The organism is Dolichospermum circinale AWQC131C, from assembly GCF_000426905.1.
In the GTDB taxonomy this organism is placed as follows: domain Bacteria; phylum Cyanobacteriota; class Cyanobacteriia; order Cyanobacteriales; family Nostocaceae; genus Dolichospermum; species Dolichospermum circinale.
Map to the genome: position 1 here is coordinate 126,424 of NZ_KE384612.1, position 18,802 is coordinate 145,225.

13 protein-coding genes and 1 pseudogene are annotated in these 18,802 nt (G+C 36.0%); 7 read left to right on the forward strand and 7 right to left on the reverse strand.

Going from position 1 to position 18,802, the window contains the following annotated elements; all coding sequences use genetic code 11:
• Positions 1-245: 245 nt before the first annotated feature.
• The 3 genes from hmpF to ACIR131C_RS0111610 form a co-directional block, all read right to left on the reverse strand.
• A complete protein-coding gene (gene hmpF, locus ACIR131C_RS22580) occupies positions 246-1,931 on the reverse strand; it encodes a pilus motility taxis protein HmpF (protein WP_081677190.1) in 1,686 nt (561 codons plus the stop codon).
• Between the two features lie 204 nt (positions 1,932-2,135).
• Entirely contained in the window at positions 2,136-3,341 is a 1,206-nt protein-coding gene (locus ACIR131C_RS0111605) for a hybrid sensor histidine kinase/response regulator (RefSeq protein ID WP_051347548.1), read from the reverse strand.
• 149 nt (positions 3,342-3,490) lie between these two features.
• The gene (locus ACIR131C_RS0111610) at positions 3,491-6,307 is read right to left on the reverse strand and encodes an ATP-binding protein (protein WP_035371885.1); all 2,817 of its coding nucleotides are present in this window, start codon (positions 6,305-6,307) and stop codon (positions 3,491-3,493) included.
• A 259-nt stretch (positions 6,308-6,566) separates the two neighbouring features.
• On the opposite strand from ACIR131C_RS0111610, the gene ACIR131C_RS0111615 reads away from it, so the two are divergent.
• Positions 6,567-7,286: a response regulator transcription factor gene (locus ACIR131C_RS0111615; RefSeq protein ID WP_028085229.1), complete on the forward strand. Its 720-nt coding sequence runs from the start codon at positions 6,567-6,569 to the stop codon at positions 7,284-7,286.
• A 230-nt stretch (positions 7,287-7,516) separates the two neighbouring features.
• On the opposite strand, the gene ACIR131C_RS0111620 is transcribed toward ACIR131C_RS0111615, so the two are convergent.
• Positions 7,517-7,903, reverse strand: coding sequence for a hypothetical protein (locus tag ACIR131C_RS0111620; RefSeq protein WP_028090326.1), 387 nt, complete (start codon positions 7,901-7,903; stop codon positions 7,517-7,519).
• Between the two features lie 92 nt (positions 7,904-7,995).
• Between ACIR131C_RS0111620 and hslO the strand changes: the two genes are divergently transcribed.
• Both hslO and ACIR131C_RS0111630 read left to right on the forward strand, forming a co-directional pair.
• A complete protein-coding gene (gene hslO / locus ACIR131C_RS0111625) occupies positions 7,996-8,901 on the forward strand; it encodes an Hsp33 family molecular chaperone HslO (RefSeq protein ID WP_028090327.1) in 906 nt (301 codons plus the stop codon).
• Positions 8,902-9,041: 140 nt separating this feature from the next.
• Positions 9,042-11,114 (forward strand): hypothetical protein, encoded by a 2,073-nt coding sequence (locus ACIR131C_RS0111630; protein ID WP_028090328.1) that lies wholly within the window; start codon positions 9,042-9,044, stop codon positions 11,112-11,114.
• 136 nt (positions 11,115-11,250) lie between these two features.
• Here the strand turns inward: ACIR131C_RS0111630 and ACIR131C_RS0111635 are convergent, their stop codons facing one another.
• The 3 genes from ACIR131C_RS0111635 to crtD all read right to left on the reverse strand — a co-directional run bounded on the left by ACIR131C_RS0111635 (position 11,251) and on the right by crtD (position 14,220).
• Complete coding sequence (locus ACIR131C_RS0111635; RefSeq protein WP_028090329.1) at positions 11,251-11,886, reverse strand: Uma2 family endonuclease; 636 nt, start codon at positions 11,884-11,886, stop codon at positions 11,251-11,253.
• Between the two features lie 15 nt (positions 11,887-11,901).
• A complete protein-coding gene (locus tag ACIR131C_RS0111640) occupies positions 11,902-12,543 on the reverse strand; it encodes an EcsC family protein (RefSeq protein WP_028090330.1) in 642 nt (213 codons plus the stop codon).
• Positions 12,544-12,705: 162 nt separating this feature from the next.
• Positions 12,706-14,220, reverse strand: a complete 1,515-nt coding sequence (gene crtD / locus ACIR131C_RS0111645) for a C-3',4' desaturase CrtD (RefSeq protein WP_028090331.1) — start codon at positions 14,218-14,220, stop codon at positions 12,706-12,708.
• A gap of 206 nt (positions 14,221-14,426) precedes the next feature.
• Here crtD and ACIR131C_RS0111650 point away from each other — a divergent pair, with 206 nt between their 5' ends.
• The 4 genes and pseudogenes from ACIR131C_RS0111650 to ACIR131C_RS22585 all read left to right on the forward strand — a co-directional run bounded on the left by ACIR131C_RS0111650 (position 14,427) and on the right by ACIR131C_RS22585 (position 18,771).
• Entirely contained in the window at positions 14,427-15,140 is a 714-nt protein-coding gene (locus ACIR131C_RS0111650; protein ID WP_028090332.1) for a hypothetical protein, read from the forward strand.
• 262 nt (positions 15,141-15,402) lie between these two features.
• Positions 15,403-16,767 carry an AAA family ATPase gene (locus ACIR131C_RS0111655; protein ID WP_028090333.1) on the forward strand — a complete coding sequence of 455 codons (1,365 nt, stop codon included), beginning with the start codon at positions 15,403-15,405 and terminating at the stop codon, positions 16,765-16,767.
• A gap of 4 nt (positions 16,768-16,771) precedes the next feature.
• A complete protein-coding gene (locus ACIR131C_RS0111660) occupies positions 16,772-17,290 on the forward strand; it encodes a hypothetical protein (RefSeq protein ID WP_028090334.1) in 519 nt (172 codons plus the stop codon).
• 158 nt (positions 17,291-17,448) lie between these two features.
• Positions 17,449-18,771, forward strand: a pseudogene (locus ACIR131C_RS22585) (M16 family metallopeptidase).
• The last annotated feature ends 31 nt before the right edge of the window (positions 18,772-18,802 follow it).

The window sequence follows — 18,802 nt, forward strand, 5'->3', positions numbered from 1 at the left end:
TTGCACATTTCATTTAACTATCTTCTTTGTCTGGTAAAGGATACAGAATTTCCCAATAGGGAATTAATTTTGCACAAATAGTTAATACTATTGTCAAAATATCTTACATCACAAATGCAGATAAAAATTAATGACTTTGAAGTGTTGATTCTGATTGTCTGTAGGAAGGAGTGTAATTGTCAACTGGGGACATAAATTATAATTACTGCCTTGATATTTTTTGTCTAATTACTACTAACTCTTATCTAGGGTGACTTGCAAATGTCTTCTAAAAATTGAGCAATTTTTTGTAATTGGTTTCGTGATCCATCAAGATCATCCTGAAGAGATTGTAGTATTTCTTGATAAACATTAATTCGACCGCAAGATTCATTAGTTGCTGTGCGTAAATTCAGCATTTCCTCCTCTATGAATTTGACTTCTTGACGCTTTCTTTCTACCTTCTGGGTTTGAAGATCAATTGTCTGTTGATCTGCCTCAATAGCAATTAGGATTTGAGCGATATAACTCTCTAGGTTTTTAATTTCCTCGTATCTTTCCTGCTTGTGGGTTTCCAACTGTAAAACCACCAATCCTAAATCAGCATATTCACCTTTTAAGTTAGTCAAAAATCCTTGTTTTTGATGTAATATAATTTGTTGTTTCCGAAGATTTTTTTGCTGATCAATCAAATTACATCTTTGTCCAATCAGGCTTTTGTTGAGCATTTTGTAGATATCCTCTACCTCAGCTAGTTCTGATTCTAAGTTTATCTTTTCTTGACCGTAAGAATCTTGAATTCGTTGTTGAAGTTTTGCTATGAGTTCCTGTTTATATCTGAGTTCTTGCTCTTGTGCTTCCACAAATTCAGAATCCCTATCTAACTTTTCCACTGAGTCTTGCACCATTTTTTTTAATTCTTCCAAAGGTATTTGCTGTAAAGCTTCTACATCTACCTGTTTAGAAAATCCAAAATCCATGTAAGCGGCCAAGGTGTAAAGCTTTTGGTAAAATTCTTCCTCAGTTCCCAGACATCGTTTCAGCATCACAGTCAATTCCCGTTTACTGTTAAAAATGGCTGTTTTTGATTGGACTTGGTTGATTTGCTGTGTTAGATCATTCTCTGCTTGTTGGAGTTCCTCTTGGCAAGAGTTGAGAGTTTGCAGGAGTTCCTCTGTCCTGTTTTGCTGTTGCTTGGCTGCATGACTCTCTATATCCAACCTTTGCCAGTATAGATTCATATTATCCTGCTGCTTGTCAATAAATGCAAAAGCAGAATTGAGAATTTCCCTAATTGTTTCTACCGTAGTAGTTTCACTAGATAAACCATTAACTGAATCACCGAATACCCCAGAAATCTCTTCTATCATCTGAGTCTGTTGGGAGTTCAATGTCATTTCTTGCAAACGGCGTTGTTCACCCCGTAAATGCTGCCAAGCACCTTCTAAATCTTGGCGACTCCGTTCCATTTCTGCTCGTAAATAGTCAATTTCTGTGCGAGATGTCTCAACTAGCTGTTTTTTTCTATCTAGATTTTGAAACTCGTTTTCTAGGGATTGTATTTCTTGCCAGCGTGACTCTATTTCGTTTTGCCGACGATTGAATTCTTCAGCCTGAATCCTCAGTGAGTATTTCCACTGCTCAATTTCACTTTCCTTAAGCTTAAACCTGGCCACCTGTCGGGAAAAATTCTGCAAAATATTGACCAAGGTAAGATTTGCCTCTTCAATTCGCTGTATTTGACGGTTGGCGCTTAATTCTACCAGTACCAAAGCCCCATGATTGAACTTATCTGTTTTATTAGAAACAATCACTTCCTTCGGTACTGGACTCCAATTTTGTTCATTGTGTTGACAAGCGAGCAGTTTTAGTTCAGTTTTGCCAGTAACACCAAGTAAGCCAGTTTTTAGTTTTTGTAATTCTGCTAAATACAACACACGGTCAATTCCCATTAATTTACACTTCTTTTTTATAATATAAACTAATATGACTTAACATAGTGATCTGATTAATAGAATAATTAAGTCTTTGCGTAGTAATTAGTCTACATAGCACTTATGTGTTCAAATTTGCAGACTTCAGTATCACAAAAGTGAATTTAGAAATCTCTAATTTACGTGAAACCATGGACAAACAACTGCTGATTGATTAAGTTTTTACCCCTTTAAAAAGGGAAGAATCACTGTAAATACTGTTCCCTTTCCTAATTCACTATGGAAGGTAATTTCCCCTTCGTGCAAATCTACGCATTTTTTGACTATGGACAAACCTAAACCTGTACCAGGAAGTGTCCCAACATTAGATCCGCGCTGAAAATACTCAAATAAATGAACTTGGTCAGTTGCGGGAATACCAATGCCATAATCACTAATTTTAAAGATGAGTTGGTGATCTTCTCTAGATAAACTAAAGTTAACTAAATTGTGATCGGGAGAATACTTAATAGCATTAGTCAGGAGGTTGGTGATAATTTGCCGCAACAATTTTTTATCTATCAGAACAAGCTGATAATTGTTGAAAATTTCATCACCTAAATCTATATAAAAATCTATTTCATGAGATCTAAAACTAGCTTCTATTTCCTCTTTGAGATGACGACAAAACTTAATAATATCTAATGGTTCTAGTTTTACTTCTATTTTTTCAGCTTCAGCTTGGTTAATCATCAAGACATCATCAAGGACTTGGATGATATGTTTGATTGTATTTTGGATTGTTTCTAGATGTTCCTGTTTTCTTTTTTCACTGAGGCGATCGCTAAAATTTTGTAAAATACCCGATGATGAGGAAATAATCGCTAAAGGGGTGCGAAACTCGTGGGAGGCCATGGTAATGAACCGGGATTTTAGTTGATTTAATTCCTTTTCTTTTTCTAAAGCCTGACTTAATTCTGCTGTTCGTTCAGCAACGCGATTTTCTAGTTCATTTTTAAGTTCTATAAGTTGTTGATTCTGTAATTCTAAAGTTTTATTTAATTGTCGTAACTGCACATGGCCACGCACACGAGCCAGTAATTCCTCTTTTTGAAATGGTTTAGTTATATAGTCCACAGCACCTAAATTTAACCCTTTAACTTTATCAACAGGATCAGCTAGGGCTGTCATAAAAATTATAGGTATACCTTCAGTCAAGGGATCGGATTTCAATTGCTTACAAACCTCAAATCCATTTAGATCAGGTAACATAATATCTAACAGGATTAAATCAGGAATACTCAAACGAGCTTGTTTGATGACATTTAAACCCTCGGCTTCGATTCGCACTTTGTAGCCTTCTTGAGTCAAAGCATGATCAAGAATTTCTAAATTGGTGGGATTGTCATCAACTACTAAAATTATGGCCTGCTTATGTAAATTTTTCAAGATCTTTTCCTTATGACTTATCAATTATGAATGGTATTTTTTTAACTAGAGATACACTAAGTTTTAATATGTATTTTCTTAAATTATCCTAAAGATGTTTTTTATTTAATCATGCTCTCTTCTAGAGTACACCATTTAGGTAGAGATGTCTATTGTTTACTGACATTTTGGAGAAACTCACGGATCTTAACAATTTTATATCCTTGCACCATCAAAGTCATTTTATCTATAAAGGGTCGGTAGACTTCACCGTTTTGCTCCAGACGGTTTAGTTCATGAGTTATTTCTCTAATTTGTCCTTGCATAGCATACTCTAACAATATGCCTAAGTCAGCAGCAGGTGGTACAACTATTTTTTTATCAGTAACTGACACGGATATTTCTGTGTCAGTTACGGCAGATTCTGCATAAATCCAGTTCAAATGAAGTTGTTGGGCTAATATCCAATAAAGTTCTTCTGCTTTTACTGGTTTAGGTAAAAAACCCTGGCCACCGCTGATCAAGCTTTTTTGACGGTCTGTATCAAATACACTAGCAGAAGAAATGATCACGATTGTGTCTCTCAACTCGGCTAATTCACGTATTTGAGTCAGCATTTCCCACCCGTCCATAATCGGCATTTTTAGGTCAGAAATTATCAGGTCAGGAGGATTTTCCATAGCTTTTTGTAAAGCTTCTTCACCATGATTAGCTTCCATAACTATAAAACCCAAGGGAGCAAGTAAACTAAAGATTACAGAGCGATTTTCCCAACGATCATCAACTACTAAAATTTGTCTACGCTGGCCAGCATATCCCACAATTTGACCTAAATTAGTCATAGTATTAGCTTTAGCCCAGTTATCAGCTAAAGAACACTGAATCTCAAATTCAAATAAAGTGCCACTTCCCAATTCACTGTTAACTTCCAGTTGACTACCCATCATTTCTACAAAACTTTTGCTAATTGCTAAACCTAAACCTGTTCCTTCTGTTTTTTGTTTAGATGTTCCTGTCTGTTCAAAGGGCATAAAAATTCTTTCTAATTCTTCGCAGTTCATACCAATTCCAGTATCTTGAACTTGAAACTTTATTTTCACACAAGAGGATGTCAATGTTTTTATCTCATTATTATCAATAATAACTCTAAAAATTACTTTTCCTCTGTTTGTAAACTTGACAGCATTATTCAACAGATTTAATAAAACTTGTCTAACCCGCTTTTCATCTAAAATAACTCCTGATGGCATATTTCCTACCAGTTCGTAAATAAAGTCTAGACTTTTTTCCTCTGCTTTAATTTTGGCAATTTCTGCTACTCCTTGTAATAAAGATGGTAAATAACAAGGTACAGGATCAAGTTCCATTTTCCGGGCTTCAATTTTGGCAATATCCAGGATATCATTAATCAGGGTCAGCAAGTGTGTACCACATTGATAAATCACAGCAATTCCCCGCTGTTGCTCCTGAGTAAGTTGTGTCCGTCCCAAAATCTGGGCATAGCCTAAAATGCCATTTAGGGGTGTACGCAATTCGTGGCTCATGTTAGCAAGAAACTCGCTTTTGGCTTGATTTGCTATTTCAGCTTTTTCCTTAGCAATGATTAATTCTGTAGTTCTTTCTTGAACTCGCTCCTCCAAAGTTATCAGAGATGATTGTAATTGAATAGCCATTCTCTTGAAGGAATTGGACAGATTTACCAATTCTTTAATACATTTAACTTCCATTAAAGCAAGATCTGATTCTTTCCAAAATGGTTGACAGTTTGCCAGTTCTAGAGTTTGGGTGGCTTTATTTAACTGTAAAATGGATTTAGTGACGCATCTAGTAATCATCAAACCAATCCCAGCGCTAATTAGAATGGTTAGACCATACAATATAATATTCCAACTGGTATTTTTCTTCATTTCTTCAAAAAAATCGGCTTCAGGAATCACAACAACTGTTAGCCAATCTAAATTTTTATGAACCGACGCTGGTATAACTTCGACAAAATGCCGTTGCCCATTTTTGGAGATAAACATAAAGTTTTGTTTTGTTGTTATTCGCTCAATTCCCTGGAAATGTGCTAGTAAGTTTTGAGTTGTTTCCCGAGTTAGATCGTTACGACTGTTCAGTGTATTTAATCTGTATTTACTCAAATTATCTGCTTTAGAAAAATTGAAAGAAGTTGATAAACCTAAAAGAAAAGGATCTTCACCAGTGGAACTAGCAACTAATAACCCACTCCGTTCTAAAATAAAAGCTTGACCGGTCTTACCTATTTTCAATTTTCGGAGGAAATCCTCTAGTTGAGATAGAGGAATAGAGGTACTAACAACTCCCTGAAAAGTATTATTCTGATCAAAGAATGCTAATAAATAGGCAATAATTAAAATTGGTTCATTGTGGTTATTTCTTGAAACAACAAAGTGCCAAATTCCCTCTCTTGCTGCATTTTTCGCTGCTTGATACCAATTACTTGATCGAATATCTTTAGAGAATTTGGTTTGGGAGCTAATGATATTTTTAGACTGATCGTAATTTCCTATATTGTCAGTGAAGTAGGTATTCAATTTATAATTAGTTGACTGATCTCTGAGAATAATCATCGCAGATCCATTTTTTTGTTTAGCTACCGCCAAAAATTTTTTCTGCTCCGTAGCAATAGCCGCATCATTTATCTGATCAACTATTTGTAACTGCCGCCAAAAATAGTTTTTTACCGTGGCTAAATCCTGATAATTCATAATACCTAATTTAATCAGAGCCACATTATTTTCGCTAGTTTGTATTAGGTGTTCCAAATAATCATCTAGACGCTGATCAATGTGGTCAGAAATTTCTGTGATCAATTCTTTAGCCATATTTTCCAGTACCTTACCCCCAGTATAGTATGAAAGATAACTAACCAAGCCCACAGCCCCGACAATTTGTAATACAAAGGGAACAATTAAGACTAATCTCAGAGGTATTTCTTTTAATATATTCGGGCTATGGCTCTTCATTATTTCATTCAGGGTGGTTAATAACTGACTTAGGCGTATCCATTAAACTACAGCAGATGCTATTATTATAACAATAATGACAGAAAAAAAGAATTTTTATCAGTAGCAAAGTTCATTACTTAATAATTATTTAAAATTTCAGTATGTACAATTTAGTGTATACTGAACTTTATGTTATTAAATGAATGAAATCAGAAAAATTGCCATAAATATACTATAAATATACATAGATAAGTCCTATAGAGGTCAAATTTGAATTATGAGCTTAATTTTAGTAATCGAGGATGAAACTCAAATTCTCTCAAATCTGCAAGAAATTTTAGAATTGGCGGATTTCAATGTTATTACCGCTGTAGACGGAACAACTGGGTTACAATTAGCTAAAAGTAAAAATCCTGATTTAATAATCTGTGACATCATGATGCCAGGACTCAATGGCTATGAGGTTTTACAAAAACTGCGACAAGAACCCAAGTGTGCTGATATCCCCCTGATTTTTCTTACCGCCAAAGCTAACCGCAGTGATTTACGTCAGGGTATGTGTTTAGGTGCTGATGATTATATTACTAAACCTTTTGAGCCTTTGGAAATATTACAAGCAGTAAAAGCTAGGTTGCAAAAACGTTCAATTCCCGGTCAAGCCTATCTAAAAGAAGCTCGAAAGTCAGCAAGACTGGAAAAGGAAATCAAAACCAATCAGCTTGAATTACAAAACTCCAATGAACTGGCACAGGTTCGAGAAAGCCTGTTAAGAAAAGTTTCTATAGACTTATCCAATCCTGTTTCTAACATTAACATGGCCATTTGTATGCTCAAAGAGGCCAAAACAGAAAAGCAGCGCGAGCGCTACCTATCAATTTTACAACAAGAATGTAGACGGGAAATTGAGATATTAAATGAGATTGATAGCCTGCGGGAATTATTGAGTGCTGAAAACACGAAATTGCTCCGAGACTATAAATTACTAGATGTTAATTAACATTAACAGTTAATTTGCTGTTCAGATAATGTTGAAAAAGTCAAAAAAGTTACAGTGAATCTCCATTTCATGGTCGGGAATGGGGGTAATTTTTTAATCTTTAGTTACCTGATATAAAGTTTTCCAAATCTCTGCTCACCACTCCTTGTTTGATTCAGCTATTCTGTATTGAAATTGTATAAGTCTCTACAAGAGCAATAGAAACCCGATATTTAATTTTCACCAGATGTCTAATATTTAATCGTGGCTAAAAACTGACGCAAGCTGAATAAACTGAGACTTTGACCTAAATTCAGGGGTAACATAGATATACCTTCTAAGCGTGACTGGACCCAACCTTCACCCCAGTACCATTCGTGAAAGCCATCAATGCCTCCACTGAGGAGTAAGCGCAAACAATTGGGTTTTACGACCTCTACTCGATGGTGAATGGATACAGGTCCTGTCCAAGTAGTAAATTCAAAGCCTGGTAGCAATTCTGTGGGCATTTCTGGGGGGAAATTTTGTCCTAACAGCCATTTTTTCAACTGTACTGGATGAAGAATACTATCATGAATAGCATCGGCTGATGCTGGAATTTCGATGCGAATTTGGCTTTGTTGAAATGTACCTAGCATGGTAATGGGTAATGGGTAATGGGTTAATCAACGGCTTCTACTGTTTAAGCTAAAATACAAAAGTCACCTTGTAAAGAATTGTAAGGTTTTTCATGGCAGATCAATTAATTCGTGGGACAGCGGCGGATGGTGGGATTAAAGCAGTAGGTGTGATTACCACCCGGTTAACGGAAGAAGCAAGAGTTCGCCATAAATTGTCCTATGTGGCCACAGCAGCACTAGGAAGAACAATGGCGGCTGGTTTGTTAATGGCTTCAAGCATGAAACGACAAGGCTCTAGGGTGAATGTTCGCGTTAAGGGAGATGGTCCTTTAGGTGGTATATTAGCAGATGCAGGTTTAGATGGAACTGTGAGGGGTTATGTCGGTAATCCATCTGTAGAATTACCCCTCAATCACAAAGGTAAACTGGATGTTGGTTCTGCTGTGGGTGGGGGCTATCTTTATGTAGTCCGAGATATTGGTTATGGCTATCCTTACTCTAGTACAGTGGAACTGGTTTCTGGGGAAATAGGTGACGATGTAGCCCATTATCTCGTAAATTCGGAACAAACTCCTTCGGCGTTAGTTTTGGGTGTATTTGTGGGACAACAGGGGGTAACAGCAGCCGGGGGAATATTGCTACAAGTGTTACCTAAGGCGGCTCAAGATGAAGAACTAGTAGCAACTTTAGAATCCAGAGTTTCCGCTTTATCCGGTTTTACACCACTACTACAAGCGGGAAAAACATTGCCGGAGATATTGCATGATTTGTTAGGAGATATGGGGTTAAACATATTTCCCGAAAGTCAAATGCTACGCTTTCATTGTGGTTGCTCTTTTGAGCGGGTGCTAGGGGCGTTGAAAATATTGGGAGAGGCTGAACTTGAGGACATGATTGTTAAAGATAATGGTGCGGAGGCAATTTGTGACTTTTGTGGTAATGTTTACCAGGCAAGTAGTGACGATTTAACTCAGCTAATTCTGGATTTACAAAAAGAATCTTCAATTTCTGGTTAATGTAATTAGTCATACTCAAACCAAATAATAGTAATGTTATTGATAAGAAAGTTAGGATATAGGAATAATATTATCTATATTTAATTTATTGATCTACCTACTTTCATATCGCTATTCAATTAATTAGTGTGGTGTGAGCAATGACAGAGCGAGATATTCCAGATAATTGGTCTTTAGACCGAGTAGAAGAACCAATTGAACCTCAGCCCAACTATATACCAAATAATCAAACGACTGATACTACTGCTGTTGGTTCTCATTTTAAGTCAGTGAAGAATGGAAAAAATCAAGATGGCGCAGACCTATCTATAAATAATGCTTCTAAGGGTACTTTTAATCTCAGTGTTATAACTGGGAAGATGCCACCTTGGATGAAAGGATGGATACCTTTAGCCCTAGTGCTAACTTTGATTCCTGGAAGTGTGGGGTTTCTGGCAGTATCTATGTTATTTAAGCTGCCGTCTGCTCCTAATTGTCCGCAGATTTTCTGGCCTTTAGCCAGTGCGTCAGTTAGGTTACATTGCGCTCAGTTGGCGGCTTCTAAGCAAACAGTTAATGATTTGCTCCAAGCGATCGCTTTGGTGAAACAGTTACCAGAAAATCACCCTCTACGGGGGGAAATAAATCGGTTTTTAGAACAATGGTCACGGGATATTTTACAACTAGCTGATGAAACTTTTCAGTCGGGGGATTTGCCGGGGGCGATCGCTACTGCTCGTCAAATTCCAGCGGATTTAGAAGCGAGTAAATTAGTAGAAGAACAAATTGAAAAATGGCAATCAATTTGGTCAAAAGCTGAAGGAATCTACCAGGAGGCCGAAAAAGAACTGCGCCAAAGACATTGGCAATCGGCTTTTATGCTCAGTGCTAGATTACTGCGGGTAAATAATAAATACTGGGCAAATACTAAATATGAGCAATTAAATAATATTATTGTCACGGCGCGGGAAGATGGGGATAAACTTTACAAAGCTGAAAATTTGGCAGAAAACCGGAGTTTAGATAATTTACTCAAAGCGATTAAACTAGCTCAAACGATTAAACCAGATAGTTATTTATACCAAAAAGCCCAGGATCTAATCACTGGATTTGCGCGGAAAATACTTAAATTGGCACAGGGGAAGATGAAAGAGCGAGATGCTGATAAAGCGCTGGAAATTGCTCGAAAAATCCCCTCTATTCCTGAATTACAGGCGGAAGTTGATGATTTTATGGTTTTGGGTGAGGCGAAAAGAAGCGCTTTTATTGGTACTGTGGCTGGGTTAGAAACGGCGATTTCTCAAGCCCAACAAATAGATGCTTCTAGGGAAAATTATAATGAAGCACAGCAATTAATTGCTAGTTGGCAATTAGAAATTGAAGATGTTTCTCGCTTAGAAAAAGCCCGGAATTTAGCTAGTCAAGGTACGGTTAGTGATTTAACTGCGGCTATTTCTGAGGTAGAGTTAATTCCCAGTAGTAATCCCCGGGGGGAGGAAGCCCGTCAGGAAATGGGGCGTTGGCGTGGCCAGGTGGAGACGATTGAAGATAGACCATATTTAGAACGGGCTGAACAACTAGCAATTAGTGAAGATATTAACTCATTACAAATAGCGATCGCTGAAGTTAGTCAAATTCGTTCTGGGCGAGCATTATATCCAGAAGCAAGGAAAAAGATTCGGCTATGGACCGCAAAAATTGAGCGTATTCAAGATCAACCATACTTAGATCAGGCTAGGGCGTTGGCCGATAATGGTGATTTAAAAACTGCAATTAGTGAAGCTCAAAAAATCGCTGCATCAGGACGCGCTTTGTCTAATGAAGCCCAAACAGCTATAGATAGCTGGCAAGACCAAATTCGCTCTCAGGAAAATTGGCAAAAAGCCAAGCAAGTTGCAGATATTGGCACACCTGAAGCTTTGGTTCAGGCTATCGAGTTCGCAAATCGGGTATCTAATCGTAACAGTTTACGTTTAGATGTGAACATTGCCATTGACCAGTGGAGTCAACAATTATTACAAATAGCACGTTCTCAAAGTGAAGATGATGTTGCTAAAGCTATTACTACAGCGAAGTTAATCCCTCGCGGTAGCAGTGCTTATACTGAGGCTAGGGAACAAATTAGAACCTGGCGGCAATTGCTGATTCCCAAATCACCACTTGTTCCATCAGTGGAATCCACGCCAGAAGCAACACCAGTGGAAGAATTTCAGCCTTCAGAAGTTAGTAATTAATTAGTAATTAATTTATAATTTTGCTAATTTTAAGTATGAATTAGCCTCACGTAAAAGCGGAAACGAGCAAAGTGAGGAATCCTTGATTTTTCAATTTCATACTTAATTTAGCAACGTGTTGATTTTGAATTACAAATTATTCTGAGGCTTTTAATTTAACCCAAGTGCGAAAGGCACGAGTTACGGCAATTTGTCCAATTTTTTTGCTTTCTTCGATAAATCTGGGGATTTCTTTAATTGGTATCACTGCAAATGTGGGGCTAGTTTGAGTTTCTGAATATTGCCCGTTTGCAAGGATGTAGACTCTTAATGTAGTTCCGTTATAACGCCAAAATTCGGGAATTCCCATTGCAGCGTAAAGTTTAAATTTGTCTATTTTTGGTCGAGAATATTCTACTTCTAATACTAAGTCTGGAGGTGGATCAAATGCTAAATCAATATTCTCTTTTTCTCTAACTAATAACTCATTTTGGATGTAATAACTGCTATCTGGTTCTGCACCATATTCTAAATCATCCCTAGTTAATGTGAGTGAACCGACTCGATTAACTTCTAATCCCAATTCTTCACACAATACCCCAACAAAAACCTCAATTAGACGGTTTGAGCTTTCGTGAGGTTTGAGTGGTGTCATAACTTCTATATTTCCCTGACGATAAGAAATTTTATTTGCGCGTTCTGAACCCATTTCAGCCAACATGGTTTTAAATGTTTGCCAGGTGATGTTTTCAAGTAAAACTCTGGTTTCTCCCGGTATTGCTGTTGTTACCATATTTCAAATTATTGACTAATTAAATAGATTTTTTGCTACATTACCACATTTATTAACAAATGTGCCATCAAAGCCCGCTCCAACTACACCACCAACTATAGGGACTAACTTCATTAAATTGACAACTCCTTTCTCTCCTGCTTTAGTAATTAACCTAAAACCAACTTTTTTATTAATTTCTATTAATACTTTTCCCGGTATTTGACTAATCAGTGATTTTGTGAGTTTTGTTCCTAGATTAACACCCACTGTCTTCATAACTTCTAAAGTTGAGTCCCGCAGTAATGCCAGAAGTACAAAAGTACGAACTTGATCTGATTCAATATCATAACCTCTTACACTTGCTATGGCAGCAGCAGTATTAGCAGCTAAAGCGTAAGATGATGCTAAACTTGCAGGTATAGTTATAGGTAAAGTAGCTAAACCCCCTAATCCGGTTACAAATCCAGTACCAGCAGCATAGGCTGTTCTCCAAGTAATTATTGAATTTATAGCTTTATCTTTATCGTATCCACACGCAGATAGATGATCTTCAGCAACTTTCTTGGCTGCTGGTAAAACACTAAAACCATTTATCCCTACATTAACTATCCAATCTAGAAGTTTCTTAATTGGGTCATTATCATTGGCATCTCCGGGAACTGGAACTATAGTCATGATGATAAAACTCTATAAAGGATACAAATGAGCAATTGTTCATAATTATTACACAAATTACGTTGTTACTTTAACAAAGTAATTTTATTTAAAAAAAGTGACTTAAGAAGTCATCTTTTTTTGTGATCTCTTCTCCGCACCTCTGGGTGAGAAAAAGGAATTTTACCCTTGATTTTGAATTTGTCTAACTACCGTCAAAGCCGAATAACTCACCCCCGCAGTTCCTTCTCCAGGGTGGGTAGAATCACCAACTAACCACAAATTATTAATAGGAGTACGATTAGCAAAACCAAAGGGTCCAAAGGTAGAAATTCTTTGACCAATACCGCCTACAATTCCCTTTTTTCTGCCTGTATAATTAGCAAAGGTGCGAGGTGTGGCTGCTTCTACATAAATGATGGTTTCTGGTTTTAAATAGAAATATTGGGAAAGTTTGGATATTGCTTCTTGAGTAAATTTTTGTTTTAACTCTTCGTAATTTTCAGTTTCCCACCAGGGAGTAAAATCAACAAAGGAAGAAGCGATAATTGTCGCTTTTCCTAATGGTGCGCGGCCGTCTCCTTCATGACTTACAGATACAAATAGGGAATTATTTTCGCCAATTGGTCCATTAATATCATATAAAAATTGTAAATGCGGTGGACAATTGGCGGGAATTGCACTCTTATCTACACCTAGATAAACAACAAAAGCACCAGAAGCAGGAGGTAGTTTTTGTACTCTTTGTTTATATCCCCAAGGGGCGTTTTCTCCTAATAGTTGAACTAAGTTTTCAACCGTAACGTTAGCAATTATATGATCTGCTGATTCTGTCCAAGTTTCTCCGGTTTTCTGATTTTTAATGCTTACAGATTTAGCTTGGTTATTTTCAACTTTGATTTTTTCGACGGTATGTCTCATTAATAATTTACCACCATCTCGTTCTAAAGATTCTACCAAGCGATCGCTCAATACTTGCATACTTCCTTGCAGATGAAATAATCCTTGGGGTAATTGGGATACATTCAAAGCTGTGGCTGCATAAAGTAGGGCAGTTTCTTCCGCGCTAACTTGAGAATATAATTTGAGTTGTAAATCTAAAAATGTCCGCAGTCTTTTATCATTTCCTAAACCACATAATCGTAAAGCATCTCCCACTGTCATCAAGGTGAAAGGTGCAGTTATAAATGTACTCGGACGCACTGCTTTAATTAATTGTTTTAAATCCCATAAATTACGCGGTGGTAACACAGGATCACGTCCTTGAAATTCCCAACTAGCATTAAATAAAGTTGTTAATAATTGCCAAAAAGATTCACTTCCCGGAAACTGTTTTTGGCGTTCTTCTTGCCATTTTTCTGCATCACGCCACACATTAATGGGTGTAGACTCTCCTGGAAGATATACCGCACAAGCTGGGTCACAAGGTGTAGCTGCGGGTAATTCTATATTTAATTCCGAGAAAATGCGATGATGAATTCCCCCAGGTTCTAAACCTGCAACTTGGGTCGCACCAACATCAAAGGTAAATCCTTGACGTTTGAAGGTCGAAGCGCAACCACCAGGAACTATTGCTTGGTCAAGTACAAGGACATTATAACCTTTATTGGATAATAATGCACCTGCCGTAATTCCACCTATACCCGCACCAATGACAATCACACGGGATTGATTTTTTCTATCAGATAAATTTGACATAATTCTTAATATTACTAATTATTAGTTTACAATAAAAAATTTATTTATCATTAACAAATTTACTTAATCATACTTAATCTAAATTAAGCATATATATATTAGCACCATAAAAGGGAAAAGTTTGCACTCACAAATATTTGATTTTGACGTATACTAGTTTTGACAGTATTTATACTGTTAATAAATTCAGCAATAACCAGGAGTTTATGAGCAATAGTTTACAAATCTCAGAAATAGCGATTTCTATCGTCGCTAAAAATCTAAATCCCGCAGTTTTAAACCCAGATTTTCTCAAATATACGGGAATTATTCCTGCTGATTGGGAATTAGCAAATCAACCAGTGTACAATAACAATTTAGTGCAGTTGGTTTATAAAAATGGGGTGGGAATTATTGTTCAACCGAACCGACTAAATGTATTAGAGATGGTAGGATCAAAAACTCCATTAGAGATTCAAGTAGCAGCAGTTGCGAGTCAATTGATAGAAAAGTTATCTCAAATAGAGTATCAAGCAGTGGGAATTAACCCCAAAGGATTTGTCGGGTTTCCATCAGAAACGGATGCTTATCAATATATATGTGGTAAGCTTTTATCTCCTGGTTCATGGCAAGAATTTGAGGGGGGTAAAGTCAGTGCTTCTTTGGAGTTGACTTACCCCTTAAAGCGCGGAGTTTTGAATTTAGCTATTAATCAAGTAAATGTTCAATTTGGGGAACAGGTAACACCAGCAATTTTATTTTCTGGTAACTTAAGTTATCCCCTATTAGGTAACAACAACACCGAAAAAGTCCAGGACTTACAACAAGTAATTGGTAACTGGCAAAATGATGTCAAAACTTTCCAGAAATTGCTAGGGGAGAAATTTTTGCCATTATCTTCTTCTGAACAAGCAATCAGTGGTTCGGTGTTTTTGAATTGAGTTAATTTAGTGTAGAGACATTTCTACATTTCTGATTTTGCGATTTCATAGGTTGGGCATTTTGCCTAACCTAATTATACAAGTTTAATCTCAACTACCCTAGTTATATAAATATTTTCTGATTAATATACCATTAGTTAAATGATCCTAATCTTGCTATTTTTATAGTTATCAAAACAAAAACACAAAAATATGATATAATTAGGAGTGATCTTGGCGATTCATAAGTAATCCTATAAAATTAATTAGAAAAAAGGAAAATATGTTAGAGACAAAAGTTTCTTTTAATAATCTTGGAGTCATTAAACAAGGGAATTTAGAATTAAATGATTTTACGTTACTCTGCGGTGCTAATAATACAGGTAAAACTTATGTGATGTATTCTTTATATGCTTTACTTGATCAGCGTTTTGAAGTGAATTTTAATTTTGTAGTGAATCTTGTTAGACAATTAAGTCAAGAGACAGTCTGCCAATACAATATTCAAAATTTGATCCGCGATAATTATGATAATATTTTAGAAGAGATAACACAAGGAATTAAGAACCATTTACCAAATTTGTTTGGGGTTGAATCGGATGAAGTTAGGCAAACTCAAATTACATTAAAACTTGATATTGATTTAATTTTAGCCAATATAACTAATCATCCTTGGCAAAGTCGTGTAAGTCTCAGCAATAAAGAATCAGACTGGTTTTTAGATATTCAAAAACCTGAAAATGATACCAATGTAACTTTTACAATGCGAGATGATAAAAGTATTCCGCATAACTTATTGACAGAGTTGATTTCGGGTCAGATCACTAGGTTAATTTTTAGCAAAAAGAAGCAAAATTGTTTTCTAATTCCTGCTGAACGGGGTGGACTCAATTTATTTTTTAAAGAGCTATCGAGTATTCGTAACCGTCTCCTGCATCATGCACAGAAGGATAAGATTAGTCCAATGGAAGTTTTAAAAGATATTATTAAATCTCGTTATGCAGAACCAATTTCTGATTATATTGAGTTTTTGAATGACTTGACTAATACTAAAAAGCGAAAAAGTGATTATCAAATACAAGCACAAGACATTCAAAAAAACATTATTAATGGTAAATATGAAATAGATCGTTATGGGGATATATTTTTCTTACCTTATCGAAGTAACAATAAAAAAATGCCTTTACATTTTACTTCATCTACGGTCAAAACTCTATTTAGTTTAGTTTTCTATTTAGAACATCTGGCTCAACCAGGAGATTATTTAATGATTGACGAACCAGAATTAAGCTTACATCCAGATAATCAACGAAATTTAGCGAGAGTATTGGCAAAATTGGTCAATAATGGTGTTAAAGTAGTATTGAGTACCCATAGTCCCTATTTTGTCCGTGAATTAAATAATCTGATGATGTTGAATAAATCTTTTATAAAAGCTAGTGAATTGCGTCAGCGTTATGGTTATGAACCTGGGGAGTCTTTAAACCCTGAAAAAGTGTCCGCTTATCTATTTGATCAAAAAACTATCAAGGAGATGGAAATTGATCCCAATGAAGGTATTATTGCAGAAACATTTGATAATGTAATTAATAATCTTAATCAGTCTTCCAACGATATTTACTATGCTTCTCAAGAAGAGGAAGATTGAGATAATGAGTGATAATTTAATTAATCAAGTAAAACTTGCAATTAAACAAGATTTTCATTTAGTTGCAGATGATTTGACTCTTTTAATTGAAGAAAAACAACCAGATGCACAATGTAAGTTTGTAAAGATAAAGTTAAAAAAATCAATAGATTGTTTTGGTTTTTCTCTAGATAAAGATAAGGGACAAGGAAACAATGATCCTGTATATCCTTTTTTTAATTCTCAATGTCAAGGTATTTGTTCTAAAAATGATGGAATTTTATTTTTACAAAAGTCAAATAAGGTTTATGTTTTGTTGATAGAAATGAAATCTACAAATCCCAAAGGTTACTTACAACAATTAAAAGCGGCTAAAAGTTTTGTTCATTTTGTCTTACAACGGATTAAAATTTTTAACGATCAAATCAATACGGAAGTTGAATTTAGAGGATTATTATTTTCATGTCGTCGCATACCAAATGAGGGAACAACTAAAAAACAAAAAATTACATTTGAAGATAGAAACGGTTTGTTCGTTTCGTAAAATCCAGGTAATGATACTTACCACATACAACAATTTTTAGAAAAAATAGATTAGGTTTTGGTCAAAATCCCCAATTCCTCTTAAAATCTTTCCCAGGTTTACAGCATCAAGAAAGTTGTAATATAGAAGAAGTAACATAGCTGAAAACACCATAAGCAATGACATCAACTCTGGCAAAATTTCCCCGTCTTAATGCACCCACCTTGCACCATTTACCTAATGGTTTGACTATTATTGCCGAACAAATGCCAATAGACGCGGTTAATCTTGATTTATGGGTAAAAACCGGTTCTGCAATGGAATCTGATGCTATTAATGGTATGGCTCACTTTTTAGAACATATTGTTTTTAAGGGTACACAAAAACTAATTAGTGGTGAGTTTGAACGTCGCATTGAAGAGCGCGGTGCTGTCACTAATGCTGCTACCAGCCAAGATTATACCCATTATTATATCACAACTGCACCTAAAGATTTTGCTGAATTAGCACCTTTACAAATAGATGTTGTCTGTAATCCTAGTATTCCTGATGATGCTTTTGAACGGGAAAGATTGGTAGTTTTAGAAGAAATTAGACGTTCTGAAGATAACCCCGGACGACGCATTTATCGTCACGCAATGGAAACCGCTTTTGATACTTTACCCTATCGTCGTCCAGTCCTTGGACCGGCTGAGGTTATTTCTGAAGTCAAACCCCAACAAATGTGAGATTTTCATAGTTATTGGTATCAACCTCAGTCAATGACAGCGGTAGCTGTGGGTAATTTACCAGTAGAGGAATTAATAGAAATTATCGCGGCAGAATTTAGTAAAAATCAACGACAAACAATAAACGAATTAATAGAAATACCTGTAATTCCTGAACCTGTATTTACAGAAATTGTGCGTCGAGAATTTGTTGATGAAACTCTCCAACAAGCGAGATTAATAATGATTTGGCGAGTACCGGGATTAAAAGAATTAAATGAAACTTATGCACTTGATATTATAGCCGGAATTTTAGGACAGGTCAGAACATCTAGATTAGTCCATGATTTACGGGAAGAACGAGAGTTAGTATCTTCAATTTCTGTTAGTAATATGAGTAATTTATGGCAAGGTGTGTTTTCAATTTCCGCTAAATGTAATGTAGAAAATTTAGCCGCTGTAGAAGAAGCGAACTGCTTGCAGCAGCGCTTCGCTATCGCTCAACATCTTCGCATATTACAAACAGAATTGGTAAAAGAATCAGAAATTTACCGTGTGCGAAAATGAGTTACTAATCGCTTTATTTTTGGTAATGAAACGCCAAGCGATTCCTACGGAGCGCTTCGCTATCGCGCCGGATTATATGGTTATTATCAGTCTTTAATTGGTGATTTAGAACCAGCTTTTAATTATCCCCAACTTATGCACGCACAGGAAGCAACTGATTTAATCCAAGCAGCGAAAAATTATCTTTCCCCAGATGCTTATGGTATCGTTATTGTCAAACCTGTTTAGTCATTGGTAATCTATTCTTAACAACCAACAA